A 17,174-nucleotide genomic window follows, 5' to 3' on the forward strand; every position below is an offset into this window, starting at 1 on the left:
AATGAAGAAAACCCTACGATTCAGTTGGATTTCCATGCTGATGCTTACCCTTTTCCTTTCCGGATGCGGAGTGAACGATGATCAAGCCGCAACGGATAATAAAGATACTAAAAAGGCCGAAGAAATCAAGGACTATACCGTTACGGATGATACTGGAAAGAAAATAAAATTCGAGAAAATCCCGGAAAAAGTCGTTTCACTTCAGCCAAGCAATACGGAAATTTTATTTGCCCTTGAACAGGGTGATAAAGTCGTTGGCGTGACAGACTTCGATAATTATCCAGAGGAAGCAAAGAATATCGAACATGTTTCAGACTCTGTTAATATCAATGCAGAAAAAATCATTGCCTTGAAACCTGATGCCATCATAGCTTATACCATTGGTGATGAAGCGACACTGAAACCACTCGAAGATGCCGGCATCCCTGTGTTCATTATTAAATCTGCGGCAAATTTCGATGATGTATACGGAGATATCGGGCAGATTGCTAAAGTGATGGGTGTTGCTGAAAAAGGGGATGAATTAGTGAAAGATATCAAATCCCAAATTGCAAGTGTCGAAGAAAAAGTGGAAACTTTAGATGAAAAGGAACAAACATACTTTGAAATTAGCCCTGCTCCGGAAATCTATACAACAGGAGCGGAAACATTCCAACATGAAATCCTGAATACTGCCGGCATTAAAAACATCTTTGATGACCAAAAAGGCTGGGTTAAGGTATCTGATGAAGAGATTGTCAAAAGGAACCCTAAATCCATCATCACCACTGCCACGTATGCAGATGATGCTGTTGGTGAAATTAAATCGCGTAAAGGCTGGGAAGATATCGATGCAGTGAAGAACGATGACGTCCATTTACTTGATGAAAATGTCATGTCACGTCCTGGACCAAGGATCGGGGAAGCTGTTGAACTCGCAGCAAAGGCTGTTTATCCTGACTTGTTCAAATAACACGAAAGGGGGATGCGCCAATAATGGCGTATCCTCTTCCTTTCCCGCTCCGGTCTATAGGGCAATAAAGACACGCCCTTTTGATCTGTATATTCTTAAGTAAACTTCCTTTCTGTCTTGTTTATGCTAAAATGATTGCAATCCACTCATAAGATATAAGAGGTACTGATCATGTATAAAAAATTCTTCATTTTGATCTTCGCAGCTGCCCTTCTTTTAGGGCTTATTAAAACCATTATGGATATGTAGCAAAAACAGCCCGATTCCTGACTTATGCCAGGAATCGGGCTGTTTTCATTTTCGTTTAACCTCTCCATTCAGCTTCCCCATTTTTGGAATAAGGATAAAAAACAAACAAACGACCAAAAGTGCCAAAACGATGCCGAGCAATATCGTCAGGTCAAAATTAAGGGAAGGCTCTGTTTCTTCTTCGCTTCTAGTTCGAATGCTGGCCTCCGAGAATAATCCAAGCTGTTCTGATTTTGAAGCGATGGTATTATTTTGATTCTCCGTTACCGGAGACAGAAACAGTGAGTCCTTCACCGAGTCAATGACATCATATTTCCCTCTTTCAAAAGTGAGGTCCTTTTGTTCTTCAGGCAGTTCCCGCTTCTGTTCCAACAATCCTTCTTCATGGAAATACTCCGTTTGAATATCAATATCCTTTTCTTGATATTCATTTGGTTCCACCATGGGTTCCTCTTCCGCCCCGCCATGAGGTGCATGGCTAAACAACAGGATGAGCAAGACAGGCATTACGTATTTATTCCACTTCATGGGCCATTGCTCTTCTTTCTGTAAGACGCTTCACTATAAGACGCTTCACTATATATGGAATGATCGTTGCGATAAGCGTCAGCACAATCAAGATGATACTAGCCGGAATGAATGCCGACTGATTACCGAATTGAATGGACATGTATACGTCTGCAACCGGGTGGTCTACATTGAAATTAGGCATGATTAAATCCAACAATGGAATGGTAAAGAAACTGATCAAACCAATCACCAGGATAGCACCGACAAACGGCCCAATCGAGAAGGCAAGTCGAGTAAACGCTGAACAGAAGAATAAAAGCAGGACGGTGAAAACGGTCCATTTAATCTCCTGCATATCTCCCAGTGGATAGATCTTCAAACCATACATGCTGATGATTAAACCTACGATCAGATTCAATAAAGTAAACAAGGCCGCATGGACCATCATTGGAATGGTTTCATAATGATGCAGGAAGAAACCGATCAATAACCCAGAAATGAGTATGATCACCAACATGACGATCGGCGGGATATTAACCTTTTCCTGATGAAGGACTTCCCCACTGATTTGTACGGGATTCGCTAAATATTCGTACACATACCCGTTCTCCTGATCATCGACTAGAGTGTTGTTCAAGACACTATATACGTCCGTCTTGATTTTTTCGGTTGAGTCTACATTTTGGGACCAATTATCATTAAGCTGATCGGCCCTTTCCTGTACTGAACCCACTTTCGCTTGCAGGTCTGCTGTATCCTTCGTGACCGTGTCCTGTCGTTCTGCTACAGAATTGACAAGTTCGGAAATGAAGCCGACAGTTGTTGCCGTATTGTCTTGAAGTGATACAAACATTTCTCCATCAAGGTTAACTGGCGGTTCGGCCTCTATTTCAGGAACTTCCGTATGATCTGACAAATTGGCAGACACTTCTTGAGCCTTCCCGGTAATTGCCGCTAATTCAGCTAAAGTAGCTTTCTGCCCCGTTTCAACGTTAGCATCATATTCTTTCATATAACCCATAATGGAATCTGAGAACATCCCGAAGTTCTCATTGACTCCTGCTAAACTGGCTTTAACGAGTTTCGCTTCTTCATCTACGTTTCCGGAAACCCCATTTTTCAAGTTTTCCAATTCTTTTATATTGGCTGCAAATACCTTATCTACATTTGCTTCCGTGACTCTTTCAGCCAATTCACCATAAGATGAGAGTGAACCGTAATAGGCAAGGAGGGTAGTAGAATCCCGATTGGTGATAGAATTCTCAAAGGCCTTTACCAGCACCGCTCGCCTTTCTCCCCCCACTTTTTCAAGAAGTGACTGTTCGAGAGTCTTGATTTCTGCGATGGTCTCATCGATTGTCATACTCTGGATATCCTGTAATTTTTGAATATCTTCTTGTGACTTTTTCCATTGGTCACCTAAATCCTTATAATTCGTACCGAGTTCATTATAATCAGCTTGTAATTGCGTAAACTGCGCCAGCAAATCATTATATGAATCTACCAGTGTATTAAACTCCGTTATCACTTGATTATAATTTCCCGTTCTGCCGTTTACCGTTCCGCTGAGATTATTGATTTCCGCTTGAAGCTCTGCTGTAAGAATGTTGATTTGTTCAGCAGCTCCTTCACTTCCTTCTGCCGGTACCAAACTTTCAAGTGCCGTGTTGATCCCGTTAATTTGATCCAGTAGCACCTGCAGTGACAGTTCATCAATCGGGTCCTTCTTTTCAGGTGCAGCAACCGATTCACCTTTTCCCGTTTCCGTTTCAATATCTTCTATAGGCGTCGTTCCATCATCAATAACCTCCCCCTCGCCAGAGCTGCTTGCAAGATTTCCTCTTTGCACAAGCAAGGTGGACTGAAGGTTATCAAGACCCGCCTCTTCCGATTGTTTAAATTGCTCAATCGAGCTTTGTTGATCTTGGGTGATTTTCGTAATTTGTTCTACTTGTTTGTCTTTCATGCTTGTTGAAAATTGTTCCAATTCATTACTGCTGGAATCGAGTTTCTGCTGCATGATTCCAACATTCTCACTAATGCCTTGATCATTAAGGCTGTATTTCGTATTCATCCCTTGTTGAATCTCTGGTATAGATTGGTTCCCCTCATTCAGCACCTTGTCATATGATTGAACACTCTCCTTGACAAGCTGCTGATTTTGGACTGAAGTCTTCTCAAAAAGGATACTTTGAGCTTTTTGATATTCCTCAAAAGATACTACATCTTGTACAAAGGAAGCCATTTGAGTCTTAGTGTTTCCTATTTCATCCATTGTTTCATTACTCGTTTTCCCTGCATCCTTAGTCTGGGCAAAGACTCCTTCAAGCATGTCTTTATGCTGCTTGATATCGCCAGCTAGGCTTTCCGAGCTTGGAGTATAAAACTCATACATCGTGTTTTGAAAAGCGATTTCTTTAGCAAGGACATTATCGAACTTCTTACGGATGTCCTCGACTGATTGGGAAACATAGCTCCAATACTGTGTTGAAATATGCTTATTCATTTTGCTCTTTGTCTTCTCTAATTCTTTCTGTACCTTTTCCATGTTCTCTGCATTCAAACTAGGTTGTACCTTGTATTTTATCCCCGCCTTAACAGGCTGTTCATCATCGAAGGTATAAATATTCTTTGAAAAATCGGATGGAAAATATATAACTGCATCATACTTTTCATTTGCAAGTCCACTTTCCGCCGTACTTCTATTAACCACAAACCACTCATATTCAGAATCCTTGTCCAATGTAGTAACAAGCTCTGTACCCACGTAAATGGGATTATTGTTAAATTCAGTGCCATTATCTTCATTTACAATGGCGATTTCACGAGAAGCCGTTTCTGTCTTTTTCATTGGATTTTGGCCAATATATGAAAAAAACAAGATTGGCAGCGCTAAGATCACCAGTATTTTACCGATTAATAACATCGGTTTTATTTTTTCAGACACTCTCTTGCACTCTCCTTCTTTCTTCACTTAGTGGAATTTGGATTTTACTCTCCTGGCCATTCAGAACAAAATATCCGTAACCCGGCTGTATTTCTTCTTCTTTTCTGGAATAGGAGAGAGTATACAAGCTTTGGTCCGATTTTTTAAGAAGCAAAACAGCCTGTCTGACTTGTTTCAGTTCGGTTGTCAACGAATCATACCCCTTGGTGAAGTCGTTGGCATTTCCAGCGACAATCAGACTAAACCCGAGATGGCCGTACTGTTTCATCAAACCGCTGATCCTATCCTGAATCCTGCCGTCTATTGTTTGTTGGATCCTTGAAATGCTATCTATGACAAACATGATCGGTGGGAATTCCAGTTGCTTCATCGGTTTCATTTCCAATGCCGCTAGATAGCTTCGTTCACGTTCTTCAAATATTTCAGTGATATGATCGAGCCATTCGGTTATCTGATCTTTTGTTTCCACATAGCTCACCTTCTCCTCCAAAGCATAAGAAGATAGACCACGATCAACTCCGTCAAATAAACCAATTTCCCCAATTGTCTGTGTAAGCAACGATTCCAAGAGCACTTTAAGGACATTCGTTTTCCCTTTACGTGACTGTCCTACGACAAGCAGGAATGGATTGGAATTCAACTCCACGAAAACAGGTGCAACGCTTTCCTCTGAAAGCCCGATTGGAATGGAATCCTTCTTAATGGCTTGTGAGCAGTAACTCTTGAAGCTGTTGGAATCAAGACGTGTCGGTAACATCGGAATTGCCGGCGGTTTGGCCATTTCCTTATATTTAACCTTATGTTCTGCCACGGCTTGTTTCATTTCTTCCAAAACGGCTATATCATCGGCTCCATCGGCTGGTAAATAAACCTGCGTGAGATAGGTTTGGTCCTTTTTCACCAACGCCCTACCAGGCACAGGTTCATTTTCATAAGGGGTTCTCCCCAAAACTGAATATTGTTCCGAACTGTCCATTAAGTAATGGACGACCTTCGTCTTAAGACTATTCATTAACGGCTGGCGAATCGCATTGATTCTCGTTGCCGTTAAAATCATGAATATTCCAAGTGATTGTCCATCACGTGCAAACTGAACGAATTGCGCTTCCTGGTCCTGCATCTCATCCTTCACTAAGTCAAAATTGTCGACCACAATATAAATAATCGGCAATTCATCTTCCACTAATGCATTATAAAGCTTTATATTACTTAGCTCCTTTTCTGAAAAAAGCTGCTTACGCCTTTCCATTTCCGCCTTCATGAATAACATGAATTTTTCAATTTTCCTTAACTCATCGAACCTAAAGTATTCCCCAGTATGAGGCAGCTGACGCATTGGCAGTAAAGCGCTATTCCCGAAATCGAAAATATAATAATGCAGTTCTTCAGGACTGAATTGATCTGCAAAACTAAAGAGAAGTGTCAAAACGGTAGTTGACTTGCCGTATCCGGAAGAACCAAAAACCCCAACATTCCCGTCTTCAATCCAGTTATAGACATAATTTGTCTGGCTCTGAAATTCGGGCTCATCCTTCATTCCCAGGTGGAATTGATTCCTCGTCAGGCTTCTTTCAGTGTTTCTCGATAAACGATTTGAAAGAGGCGGCAGCCATGGGCTTGCCAACTTCATAATCTCCATTTCTTCCTGTGTCGCCACAATTCGATCCGCCACAGCTTCAATTTCACTAATCTTTTCTTTCCTCTTATTAGTTATCTGTTCCGATACATTTGAGATTTGAACCAGACCGAGGTCTGTGACAAGTGCCACTTCATCCTCAGATCCAACCGTATCTTCTAAATATGGTGCACCGCTCCACGCAGACTGGAACAATTCATAAACCTCGTTATTTCCTACCTGCAAATATCCCCGTCCGGTGACAGTGATATTTGCCGCATCGCTATTTTTAAGAATTTCCTTACTATCATTGGCATCCTGCACTTTCAAGGAAATTTTAAAACGGGCATTACTCCAAATCTGATTATCAATTACACCGCCTGGCTTTTGTGTAGCAAGAATTAAATGAACTCCCAAGCTCCGTCCTATTCGAGCCGTACTCACTAATTCGCGAATGAAATCTGGTTCTTCGTTTTTAAGTTCCGCAAACTCATCTGATATCAAAAATAAGTGCGGTAACGGTTCATCCGCTTTGCCTTCTTTGTATAAGTCCGTGTAATCGTTGATATGATTGACTTCGTATCGATCAAACATGCGCTGGCGTTTCTTCAATTCGCTATTGATGGAGGCTAGTGCCCTGGCACTGAAGTTCTTGCTTCCCTCAATATTCGTAATGACTCCCAGCAGATGCGGAATCTGCCTGAATGGCTGTGCCATTCCCCCACCTTTATAATCAATGAGCAAAAAGGCAACTTCATGTGGATGATAATGAACAGCTAATGATAGGATGTAGGTTTGCAGTAATTCACTTTTCCCCGATCCTGTCGTTCCAGCAACCAATCCATGTGGGCCATGCGCCTTTTCATGTAAGTTCAATTCAACCCTATCCGTTTTCCCTTTCAATCCAATGGGAACTGCCAAGGATTTGGAAGACTGATTGGTCCGCCAGTTTTGGCTGATAGGCAGCTCTTCCACTTCACGAGCTTTTAATAATTCCAGAAATGATACCGTTTCTGGTATGGAATTGTTCATGCCTTTTTGATGATCTAGTGAACGCAGCGTTCGTGCATAACGCTCATTCCCTTCTTTTGAATATGCATCAAGTTTAAAAGGAGTATGAACGGCCTTCGTTTGCTGGATGAGAATTTCACCTTCAAGATCATTTATATACTTCACAAGCGTATGGACATTTTCAGTCAAACTTTCTTTTGCATCCGCTGCAAAAATCGTCGAGATACCTAAATCGTCTGTTTTACCTTCTAAATATTCCAATATGACATGCTCCGCAATTAAATTACGATCCGTGACAATAAAAACAAAGTGGGGAGTAAATCTCAATTTCCCTTTGTTTTCATCCAAATCTCTTTCCCTCAATATCTGATAAATCGAAGTCAGTAGCTGGTCACGTGATTGATCATTATATATAAAGCCTTTTGCATAGGCATGCGGCAATTGAAAATGAGGGAGCCATTTCATCCATTCCCATTCTTGGTAATCCTTTTCCGGAAAAATGGCCACAAATCGAACATCATGATAACTATGAAAAAAGGCCAGTTGCCCAATCAGTTGTTGCAGCTCCCGTTTAACAATCGATTCCTTTCCTACCAGGCCCATCGATCCGTTTGATAAATCGATAGATAAAGGAAGATCATCCAGGTTTTTGTATACATCCACAAGTTCCTGTGACTGCTCAAGTAAATCATCAATATCCCGATTGGACATATCGCTACTATTTACCGACACCTGATAGCTTGAGGGTATGGTCGCCGTTCCGATCTTAAAGTGCAGAGCGTCTTCACTATCCAAAGTCCGCTCCCATATACGGTCGCTAATACTATCAGTTAGATGCTTCATCCTTTCAAAGGAAGGGTAATGATAGAACAGCACATTCTTTTGTTTTTCAGACAGCTCTTGCAGTTCTTCCCTCTTCTGCTCTAAATACCTGGTATACACACGTTGACGTTTCTCTTCTCTGAATTTTTGCTTCTTTTTGTCTTTAAAGTATTGTACCGTCGAGGTAACTAAAGTCGTTGTGAACATCACAATCGATATGATGATGAAAATGCCCCGAGGCTGAATGACCGTGATGACCCCCATGACGATTAGCATCATTAAAGGCGGCATAAGGATTAGCCATAACCCTCTATTATTATCTTCCGATTCTTGGCTCGGAAAAGATATCGTCACTTTCTCATCCGGCAATTCGTAGATCATCCTTGGTGTTCGACGAAATTGTGGATAGCTTTTTTTCATTTCAGAGATGGGCTTCTTCATTTTAGATAAGGAAGTTTCATAACTTTCAGCACTATGAATCATCAATAAGTCGCCTTCAATCAACCTCAGCGCCATATTCGGCCAGCAAATCAGATCACCATTTTGAATGGGAACAGCCTTCGTTACCCTTTCACCATTCAGGTAAATCCTGTTTTCCTTTGGCATGAGATGCCACTGCCCTTTATGAAGCACAATGGAAAAGCCATTGCCGGAAACTGGTCCTTCTTTACGGAAAGTTGCACCCACCTTGGTCGATAAAGTGATTTCTTTCAAGTTGCCTATATAATAGAGGCTTTCTTCCAATTCCCCTGCCGTATAAAAAATCTCGACCGTTTCTTCTCCTTCATGAAAGGTGAAGCCTTGGAATGACTTTACATCGCCAAGCTTCTTGTCCTCTCTAAACACCTCATATCCATCAAATCCCTCATGTTTTTCCAGCTTGATAGGACCATGTTCAAAGGGAATGGAATAAACGGTGATCGTATCCTGTTTTGATGGCCCAATCGTAATTGGACCGTTATGATTATCCTTGATCGTATAGGATTGGTAGGTCCCCTTAGAATAAATCCATAATAAACTCATTAAATCTCACCTCCGCAAAAGGCCCATTGCTCACTCTTTGCTTTTCTCTTTTTCTTCAGATGATTTTTTTGAGGAATCCTTACTTTCTTCTTTTCCCCCAGAAGCAGGTTCGTTTTCCACTTCTTCTTTTACAGCAGGTTTTGCTTCCGCTGCGCCTTTATCCTCTATATTCGACTCTGTTGCAGCAGGGTTCTGATCTTGCTGTTCTTCCATTTGCTTTTTCAATTCCTTTAATTCCTTTTCATATTGGGACAGCTCAGTATCGATTTCTTTAATTTGCGTTTCCTTTTCTTCCCCTGAAAGGTTATCGTCTAACTTAATCTGTTCTTTCTGATTTAACAGACCATATGTAATCAATTCGCGATCCTCCATGATTCTCGCCAAATCGATCGCGTCCTCGTTCATGCCCCTGCCTATATAAATCCAATATAGAAGGTACTGACTATCGGTCTGCAAAGTGATGGCATTTTCTACATTCTTCTTCGGGACACCCTCCAACGGCTCATAAGTGACATAAGATCTTGCCAGTTCATATTGAACGACATACGGCATCTTTTTTGGATCGTAGTTTTCCAAACGGTCAATGACTTCACTATATTTTTGTTTTAAGAAGCTTTCACCGCTCTCTACATAGGCATCCTGTCTTGGGTGGGAGAAGAATAGTGTGTAAATCGTAAACCACAGCAGTGGTACTAGAACGATCACCGTTCCCCAAAGTGTATAACGGCCCGTTTTCCATTTCTTTTCAGGGATATGCACAAAAGCTTTTTCTTCCTTCTCTAAAGCATCTATCCGATCTTGAATGACCGTGGAAAGTTCATCCCAAGTCCCCGATGCCAATATACTTTGTGATTCGTTCGATAGTTTTAGTGTTTTATGGTAAAGCAGATACTCTTCGAATGTATACTGCCCATCCACAAGCGCCGAAATGGTTGCCTTCGTTTCTTTAAATAGCTCATCTTGATTATGCTCATAAGGAGGCAAACTGTCTTTTACGCCATAATGCAGGAAATATGGGGCCAAGCTTGAATCAAAAACGATATTTTCTGGACAGACGACTAGTTGCAGGCGACTCAACTCATGATTCCTGATTTTCTTCAAGATTTGATAAGACGATAACCATCGACCCAATAGATTTTTATCTTTAGCTTTGGAAAAAACAAAAAAAGAGGCTGGTGGATTAACTCTGATCTGCACCTCGTCCTCTGTCACTTCTATATTTTTCTGGAGAGCATCATCCGCTTCATGAATAAGCTGTAATTCCAATGGGTCTTGCATCGATAGTTTTGCCCGTTGGAAAACGAACAATTGCCCATTATCATCCTTCTTCATTGCAGCTTCTGTTTTTTTCTCCAGATATGAGGATTTTTTCTCATCCATTTTATGTACTCCTTTACCCCTGCTAAAGGGCTTTAGACTTTTTTACTATAAAGAGTCCACACTTAATCCATTAGAGGATCTCAAGGCGGTCCCCCGTCGTAATTCCGCTATCAAGCAGGGTTTCATAACCTGAACATACGAACTCTTTATTCTGGACCCGCACCCAATAGCCTTCTTTAGGTGCATTGGCAATATCCTTTACCTGCCATATTATCTCCACAACCTTCTTGATGGAGCGGTAATTCGACACTTGCAAATCAAATACTTCCCCTGTATACCTGTTTAAATCGATCGTTAGTTGAATATATATGGAAGCCACCTCTTTTAAAGCAAAAAAGCACCACGTCTTCATAAAGAGTCGCGGTGCTTTTTCCTAGAAATTTCTTTATCTCTTTGACCTAATGATTATCCGCGAATTTGACTAGCAATCTGATTATCTGTGTCTTCAAGGATTTGAGCTGATTTATTCAATTGTTGAGAAACTTCATTCAACAAGCGAGCCATATCCATGAATGAAGGCTTTAATTCTTCGTATTGACCTACGAAAGCCTCACTGGAAGAACCTTCCCAGATACCAGTTAAATGATCTCTCATTCTATCTAAACGACCAATCATATCCGTTACTTGTTGGCTCTCATTGTCATATTGTCTAGCTACATCTTTCAGTTCCGAAGGTGTTACGCGAATTTGTGACATAGAAAAAATCCTCCTTTTATCTTATATAATACATTTTAATAGAACCATACATTTTCTGCCATATAAATAAGTGCAAAGTCGAAAAATGGTAAATTATGATTATGCAAAAAAACCTAAATATGGCATTACGAAAGTCTATGTACCTGTTTTTCCAAATCTTTAAACCCATTTTTTAATTATTTTTTTATATTTTACTTTTTTATGGTAAAAAAAGTTCCTTATACCCAATATTCCTTAACCATTATGCAATAATATGGTTTTCACCATAATAATAGTGACTTTAGACTTTCTTTTCTAGGAAATTAATCAAACGTTTGATTAAAGTCTGAAATTAAATCGTTTCCATACTGATCGTAAAAAAGGTCCTCCGTTCATTCGGATGTCTTTTTTTTGAACAAAATATATTGTGGCCTGACTCCGCTTTTTTCGGCCTCCTACTTACTTCAAATACAGCAGAATACGACATATAGCGAGAATCAATTTATTCAACAGAAACAGGCATCTCTTCCCAAAGGTTTTTGGAAAAGTGATAGCCTTTATACCTAATACATGATTTCAATTACGTTGCCTAGTCAATGAAAGTCCTTATCAAATGATCAAGTCCTCATATAACCCGTTCCAAGAAATGTTTCACAAACCGATCACTTTCCACATTCGTACAGACGCGGATTCTAGGTTCGCCACCCTTTTGACCGATTGTCCTGCCTGTTTCTTCACCTTCGGTCACCACCTTGACGTTCATCCATTCTGTACTCACAAAACTGGAATCAATCGCAACCCCTACAGCCAGCGGATCGTGTAGGGCACAACCGCCTAAACCAGGATGAGAGTTTTCATATGCTTTCATATAATAATCGGTCATTTCCGCTAAAAATTTGGCGCTTTCCTTACCAGTGGCACGCCAATCATCAAGCTTCGATTTCAGTAGGTATGTTTGCAGTGTCACATCAAGCCCCACTAAGGTGATTGGCAGCCCTGAAGCAAATACCTGATCAGCTGCCTCAGGATCTGATATTATGTTCGCTTCAGCATAGGGCGTTACATTTCCTGGTACGTTTACGGCACCGCCCATAATAACGACCTCTTTTACCAAGGACATGATCGTTGGGGCTTTTTTAATCGCCAATGCGATGTTAGTCAGTGGACCAACTGCAATAATCGTAATTTCATGCGGTCGGCTCTTCACTTGATCGATAATGAAATCTACTGCATTTCCTTGTGAAGCTTTGATACTCGGTTCAAACTGAAGGGTATTTCCTAACCCGTCTTCCCCATGAACATGCTTGGGATATTTCTTCTTCCTTCCGCGCACCAAAGTTTGGTCAGCACCTTCAAAAACCGGAATGCGCCTATTTAATTTCTCCAAAACGGCAAGTGTATTGCGGGTCGATTCAACAACGGGCACGTTACCAAAGCAAGTGGTGAATCCGAGCACTTCCAATTCTTGAGAATTTAAAGCATACGCCATCGCCATGGCATCATCAATCCCAGTATCAACATCAAATATGATTGGCTTCAATATTTCCACACCTTCCAAAATCACTTTTCGAGAGCTCTTTCAATGCCTCTCTTTTCTCTTTCTTATGTATCAAGAAACACTGTTTTCCAACTGAATTTTAACATTCAACGATAGGCAGTTCCACAGAAAGTTAGGAATACTCATAATTTGCAAACAAATGACAATGCCCGCGGGTTCTTGCATCTGCCAGTAAAAATAGTTGACCGCTCATAAATATCAATGATATAAAAAGTGGAAAGAAGAAGTTGTATCTTAGTAGTGACCTATTTCCTTTTCAACTTGTTCAATGCTATTACGTCTACTCCATAGGTAGTTATGAATACATGCGGTACGAATTTATCATATCCAAGGTGGAAAAAGGATGAAAATGTTTAAGTTGATTGAAGATGATCCTTCTGCGTATAAGAAGGGAACAAAGTTCTTTTTAATATCACATTCAGAATTCATTGGTGTGAAAAGTTATGTATTATTGGCTGAAGATTTGAAAGGAAAGATCGAAGTAACGGAAGAGGAATTGAGGAGTAAGTTCGTTTCCATACATTGAATTTCAGTATTTATAAACCCCAGCGGCCCATTAAAAATAAAAAAAAGAGGGAATTTCATTTCTGAAATCCCCTCGTTTTTCTTATTTTAAGTCTTCAATCGAATCAATATCGACGTAATCCGGTACGACCAGACCAAGCTTTGTTCCTTTTAAGTTTGGTCCAAGGTCAACCATGTCAGCTTTATACTTATTATAGTATTCAAGATGTGTTCCCGGGAGCCATGCAGCCACCATTGCGTCCGCACTTCCGTTTGCAACGCCGGCAAACATTGGTCCGACTTCAACTTGACTTAATGTTACGTCATAACCATTTTGCTCCAGAACCTTGCCAATCACATTTGTGCTGGCAATTTCAGTGTCCCATGCAACATAAACCAGTTTGATTTTTTCACCATTTCCTGATTCAGCACCTTTGGTCCATTCGGATACTTTGTCTTGATTTTCCTTTATCCATTTTTCTGCTGCTTCTGAAGGAGACATACCTTCAGTAACTTTGACCATTACATCTTCCATATCTTTAGTATCCCAGAAGAATTGATCAAGAATTTTATAAGCGCCGGGGGCATCTTGCTCGAGGCCTTTTCTGGCAATCGAATTAATATTTTCAGCCTTGCCGAAGGATTCATTCGGGTCTTCGAGATATTTCAAGTCATATTTCGAGAACATCCAATGCGGTGACCATCCTGTAACGACGATTGGTTCTTTTTTATCAATTGCTTTTTTCAATTCTGCAACCATCGCTGCCGATGACCCTTCAACCACGTTCCAATCATCCAGCTTATAATCATCTATAGCCGTTTTAGTCAACTTCATTATTCCTGCTCCAGGTTCAATTCCGATGATTTCATAATTGGCTTTGGCAGCAAGACTGTTTTCATCCCCGTTCACAGCTTTTTCTTTTGTAAAAATACCGAATAATGCTGTACCTACAACGAGTAAAGCCAATATTATAAAAATGATTTTCCTGCTAACGAGATTTTCGTAAGCTGGTTTACGAAGATTTTGCGTGATACGATCGAGAATGATTGCAATGATTACGATGGATAATCCTGCTTCAAATCCTTGTCCCACATTAATTTGGCTGACAGCCCTGTAGACATCCGCCCCAAGTCCGGGTGCTCCCACCAATGAGGCTGTAACAACCATGGATAGTGCGAGCATGATACTTTGGTTGACTCCTGCCATAATCGTTGGAGTAGCCAATGGTATTTGTACCTTGAATAGCTTTTGGCTGCTGGTTGAACCAAAAGCATCCGATGCCTCGATCAAATCATTAGGCACTTCCTGAATCCCAAGATTGGTCATTCGGATTGTCGGTGCGATAGCGAAAATGAATGACGCAATAATCCCCGGTACTACCCCTATTCCAAAGAATAAAATCGAAGGAATCAAATAAACGAATGCGGGCATAGTTTGCATGAAATCCAAGATCGGGGTAACGATCTTACGCACCGTGTTATTTTGGGCACACCATATTCCGATCGGTATCCCGATCACTATCGTTAAGGCTCCTGACAATATAACGATTGCCAGTGTTTGGATGCTTGATTCCCAATAACCCAGATTATCAATCAATAGTAAGCTGATGAATGTAAATATTCCCAATGGCCATCTACTTGTATAGGCAACCAGAAGGGTCAGGACTATAATTAAAACGATCGAAGGTCCTGCACTCATTACATCGACCAAGATATTCAATAGACCCTCGATCACATTTGTTATAAATGTAAATAATCCAGCAAATACAATAGTTATCCAATCCACTAAAGAATCGACCCATGCTCCTAGTGGGATTTTCGGCATATTCATTGAATTATTCACTCTCCATTTCATTCAAGGAATCTTTATTTCCTGCCAAAGCACCGATAACGGCACCGCGAAGAAGAATTCCTTTAATTCTTTTCTGATCATCGATGACTGATATTGGCAAGCTTGAAGTCGCCATCACATCCATGAGGTTTCCAAGTAATTCATCCTCTTTTACAGTTGGGATATCGGTTGACATCACTTCAGAGATCGATTGGTTATTGCTCATTGCCTGACGAGCCTGTTCAGCAGTCACGGCCCCCAATAACTTCTGCTTTCTATCCACAACAAAAATGCTGGAATACCCTTGTTTGCGCATGATTTCCAAGGCAACCCTCGGACCTCTGTCCACCGCGATCTTCTCTGGGCGTATCATCACATGAGATGCTGTCAATACTTTTGATAGATCAACATCTTCCACAAACTTCTCGACGAATTCATTGGCTGGATTCATCATGATTTGTTCAGGGGTTCCCAATTGTATTACACTTCCATCTTTCATTAGGGCAATTCTATCCCCGATTCTTAATGCTTCATCAAGATCATGGGTAATGAAAATGATCGTTTTTTTGTACTGATCTTGGATTTGAATCAGTTCATCCTGCATATCCTTACGAATCAATGGATCAAGGGCACTGAAGGCTTCATCCATCAATAGGATATCCGTATCACTTGCGAGTGCGCGGGCTAACCCAACCCTTTGCTGCATTCCACCGCTAAGCTGTGATGGCAGCTGATTTTCGTAGCCTTTCAATCCAACGGCCTCAAGAGCCTTCATCGCATTTTCATGACGTTTTGCTGGATCCACTTTTTGAATTTCGAGCCCAAATTCAGCGTTTTCCAATATCGTTTTATGCGGAAATAAAGCAAAGTTCTGAAATACCATGCTTATTTTCTTTTGTCTGACTTCCCTTAACCTGGCAGCGTTCATCTTCACGATATCTTCATCATCAATTAAGATTTCACCCAAAGTGGGATCGATCAAACGATTGAACATGCGGATCAAAGTGGATTTCCCGCTTCCTGATAGGCCCATGATGACAAAAATCTCGCCGGGATAAATCTCGAAATTAACATTATTCACTCCGACCGTTTGTCCCGTTTCTTTCAATATTTCTTTTTTCGATTTGCCTTGCTTCAATAAGTCTGTTGCTGCTTTTGGAGATTTGCCAAAAATTTTCGAGACATTTCTGACTTCTACATACGGCTTCATCAAGTCACCTCATTCTAATAGTTGCCCATATGATATTCAGTTTTGCTGAATTCCCCCATTTTATGCGAGTGATGATTATTAATGCACAAGTATCTTTAAATAACCGAAATTAACAAAGCTATTCTACCCCATTACTTTTTCTTCAAAAAAAAGCGGAAGTGACACTTATTCAGTGGCTCAGGGCATAACGTGCATAAAAAATAATCTATATTTATTATTCCCAAGAAGTAATTCTTTACTTGGATTATATTATGTGTGATAAATTGAGCATTTCAAGTAGGAAAAAAGAGGTGCAATCACAACTGAGGAAACTAGCAGGCACAACATATACCAACTGTAATATAAACGATTTCCACTTAGAGTTTTGTCCAGATGGTGGACTTACGACTACCCTCTAAAGTACTTCATTTCCTTAACCAGGTGGAATGATACTTGCAGTGCAGTATAACACCAAAACGCATAGAAATATGATTATGGGATTCCCAATGTGTCTAATTTGAGCTTTGCAGGGAAAAGAGGTGCAATACAACTGAGGAAACTAACAGGCACAGCATATACCAACTGAAATATAATGGTTTTTTATTTTAGAGTTTTGTTCAGTCCAACCACACTGACTGAACCTGTATCCCTAAAGTACTTCATTACCTTAACAAAGAATGAATATAAGTTCAAATGATGTGGGACGGAATTCTTGCCTAAAAAGCCCATTTACGCCATCGATTCTAAAGGTTCCCGAAGACTCTAAAAACGTTGATATACCAACACTTTGGCTTCCTATAATCATAAACGCCCATCATCCGCCACAAATTTTTTTGATTTTTTTTAAATACCTAAATGATCCAAAAAAAGGGAAAAGCGATTTTTAGTCCTAAATAACGGGTAAATTT

The 17,174-nt window shown here is 40.5% G+C and carries 11 protein-coding genes; 2 read left to right on the plus strand and 9 right to left on the minus strand.

Going from position 1 to position 17,174, the window contains the following annotated elements; translation table 11 throughout:
- The first annotated feature begins 1 nt into the window (after position 1).
- Complete coding sequence (locus tag BS1321_RS10435; RefSeq protein WP_063235535.1) at positions 2 to 952, plus strand: ABC transporter substrate-binding protein; 951 nt, start codon at positions 2 to 4, stop codon at positions 950 to 952.
- 294 nt (positions 953 to 1,246) lie between these two features.
- On the opposite strand, the gene essA is transcribed toward BS1321_RS10435, so the two are convergent.
- The 7 genes from essA to BS1321_RS10470 form a co-directional block, all read right to left on the minus strand.
- A complete protein-coding gene (essA, locus tag BS1321_RS10440) occupies positions 1,247 to 1,729 on the minus strand; it encodes a type VII secretion protein EssA (RefSeq protein WP_063235536.1) in 483 nt (160 codons plus the stop codon).
- Entirely contained in the window at positions 1,716 to 4,658 is a 2,943-nt protein-coding gene (esaA, locus tag BS1321_RS10445) for a type VII secretion protein EsaA (protein ID WP_063235538.1), read from the minus strand. The genes essA and esaA overlap by 14 nt, the downstream gene beginning before the upstream one ends.
- The gene (gene essC / locus BS1321_RS10450) at positions 4,651 to 9,129 is read right to left on the minus strand and encodes a type VII secretion protein EssC (protein ID WP_063235539.1); all 4,479 of its coding nucleotides are present in this window, start codon (positions 9,127 to 9,129) and stop codon (positions 4,651 to 4,653) included. The genes esaA and essC overlap by 8 nt, the downstream gene beginning before the upstream one ends.
- Positions 9,130 to 9,159: 30 nt before the next feature.
- Positions 9,160 to 10,509 (minus strand): type VII secretion protein EssB, encoded by a 1,350-nt coding sequence (essB, locus tag BS1321_RS10455; protein WP_063235540.1) that lies wholly within the window; start codon positions 10,507 to 10,509, stop codon positions 9,160 to 9,162.
- Positions 10,510 to 10,579: 70 nt separating this feature from the next.
- Positions 10,580 to 10,819, minus strand: a complete 240-nt coding sequence (gene yukD, locus BS1321_RS10460) for an ESX secretion system protein YukD (RefSeq protein WP_063235591.1) — start codon at positions 10,817 to 10,819, stop codon at positions 10,580 to 10,582.
- 95 nt (positions 10,820 to 10,914) lie between these two features.
- Entirely contained in the window at positions 10,915 to 11,205 is a 291-nt protein-coding gene (locus tag BS1321_RS10465) for a WXG100 family type VII secretion target (protein WP_034306171.1), read from the minus strand.
- 604 nt (positions 11,206 to 11,809) lie between these two features.
- Positions 11,810 to 12,724 carry a nucleoside hydrolase gene (locus tag BS1321_RS10470; protein ID WP_063235592.1) on the minus strand — a complete coding sequence of 305 codons (915 nt, stop codon included), beginning with the start codon at positions 12,722 to 12,724 and terminating at the stop codon, positions 11,810 to 11,812.
- Between the two features lie 361 nt (positions 12,725 to 13,085).
- Between BS1321_RS10470 and BS1321_RS10475 the strand changes: the two genes are divergently transcribed.
- The gene (locus tag BS1321_RS10475; protein ID WP_063235541.1) at positions 13,086 to 13,268 is read left to right on the plus strand and encodes a hypothetical protein; all 183 of its coding nucleotides are present in this window, start codon (positions 13,086 to 13,088) and stop codon (positions 13,266 to 13,268) included.
- Between the two features lie 81 nt (positions 13,269 to 13,349).
- Here the strand turns inward: BS1321_RS10475 and BS1321_RS28555 are convergent, their stop codons facing one another.
- Together BS1321_RS28555 and BS1321_RS10485 are read right to left on the minus strand one after the other, a co-directional pair.
- On the minus strand, positions 13,350 to 15,077 hold the full coding sequence (locus BS1321_RS28555) for a glycine betaine ABC transporter substrate-binding protein (RefSeq protein WP_063235543.1): 1,728 nt from the start codon (positions 15,075 to 15,077) through the stop codon (positions 13,350 to 13,352).
- A 4-nt stretch (positions 15,078 to 15,081) separates the two neighbouring features.
- Positions 15,082 to 16,287 carry a quaternary amine ABC transporter ATP-binding protein gene (locus tag BS1321_RS10485; protein WP_063235544.1) on the minus strand — a complete coding sequence of 402 codons (1,206 nt, stop codon included), beginning with the start codon at positions 16,285 to 16,287 and terminating at the stop codon, positions 15,082 to 15,084.
- Positions 16,288 to 17,174: the final 887 nt, after the last annotated feature.

It is taken from the genome of Peribacillus simplex NBRC 15720 = DSM 1321 (genome assembly GCF_002243645.1).
Taxonomy (GTDB): domain Bacteria; phylum Bacillota; class Bacilli; order Bacillales; family DSM-1321; genus Peribacillus; species Peribacillus simplex.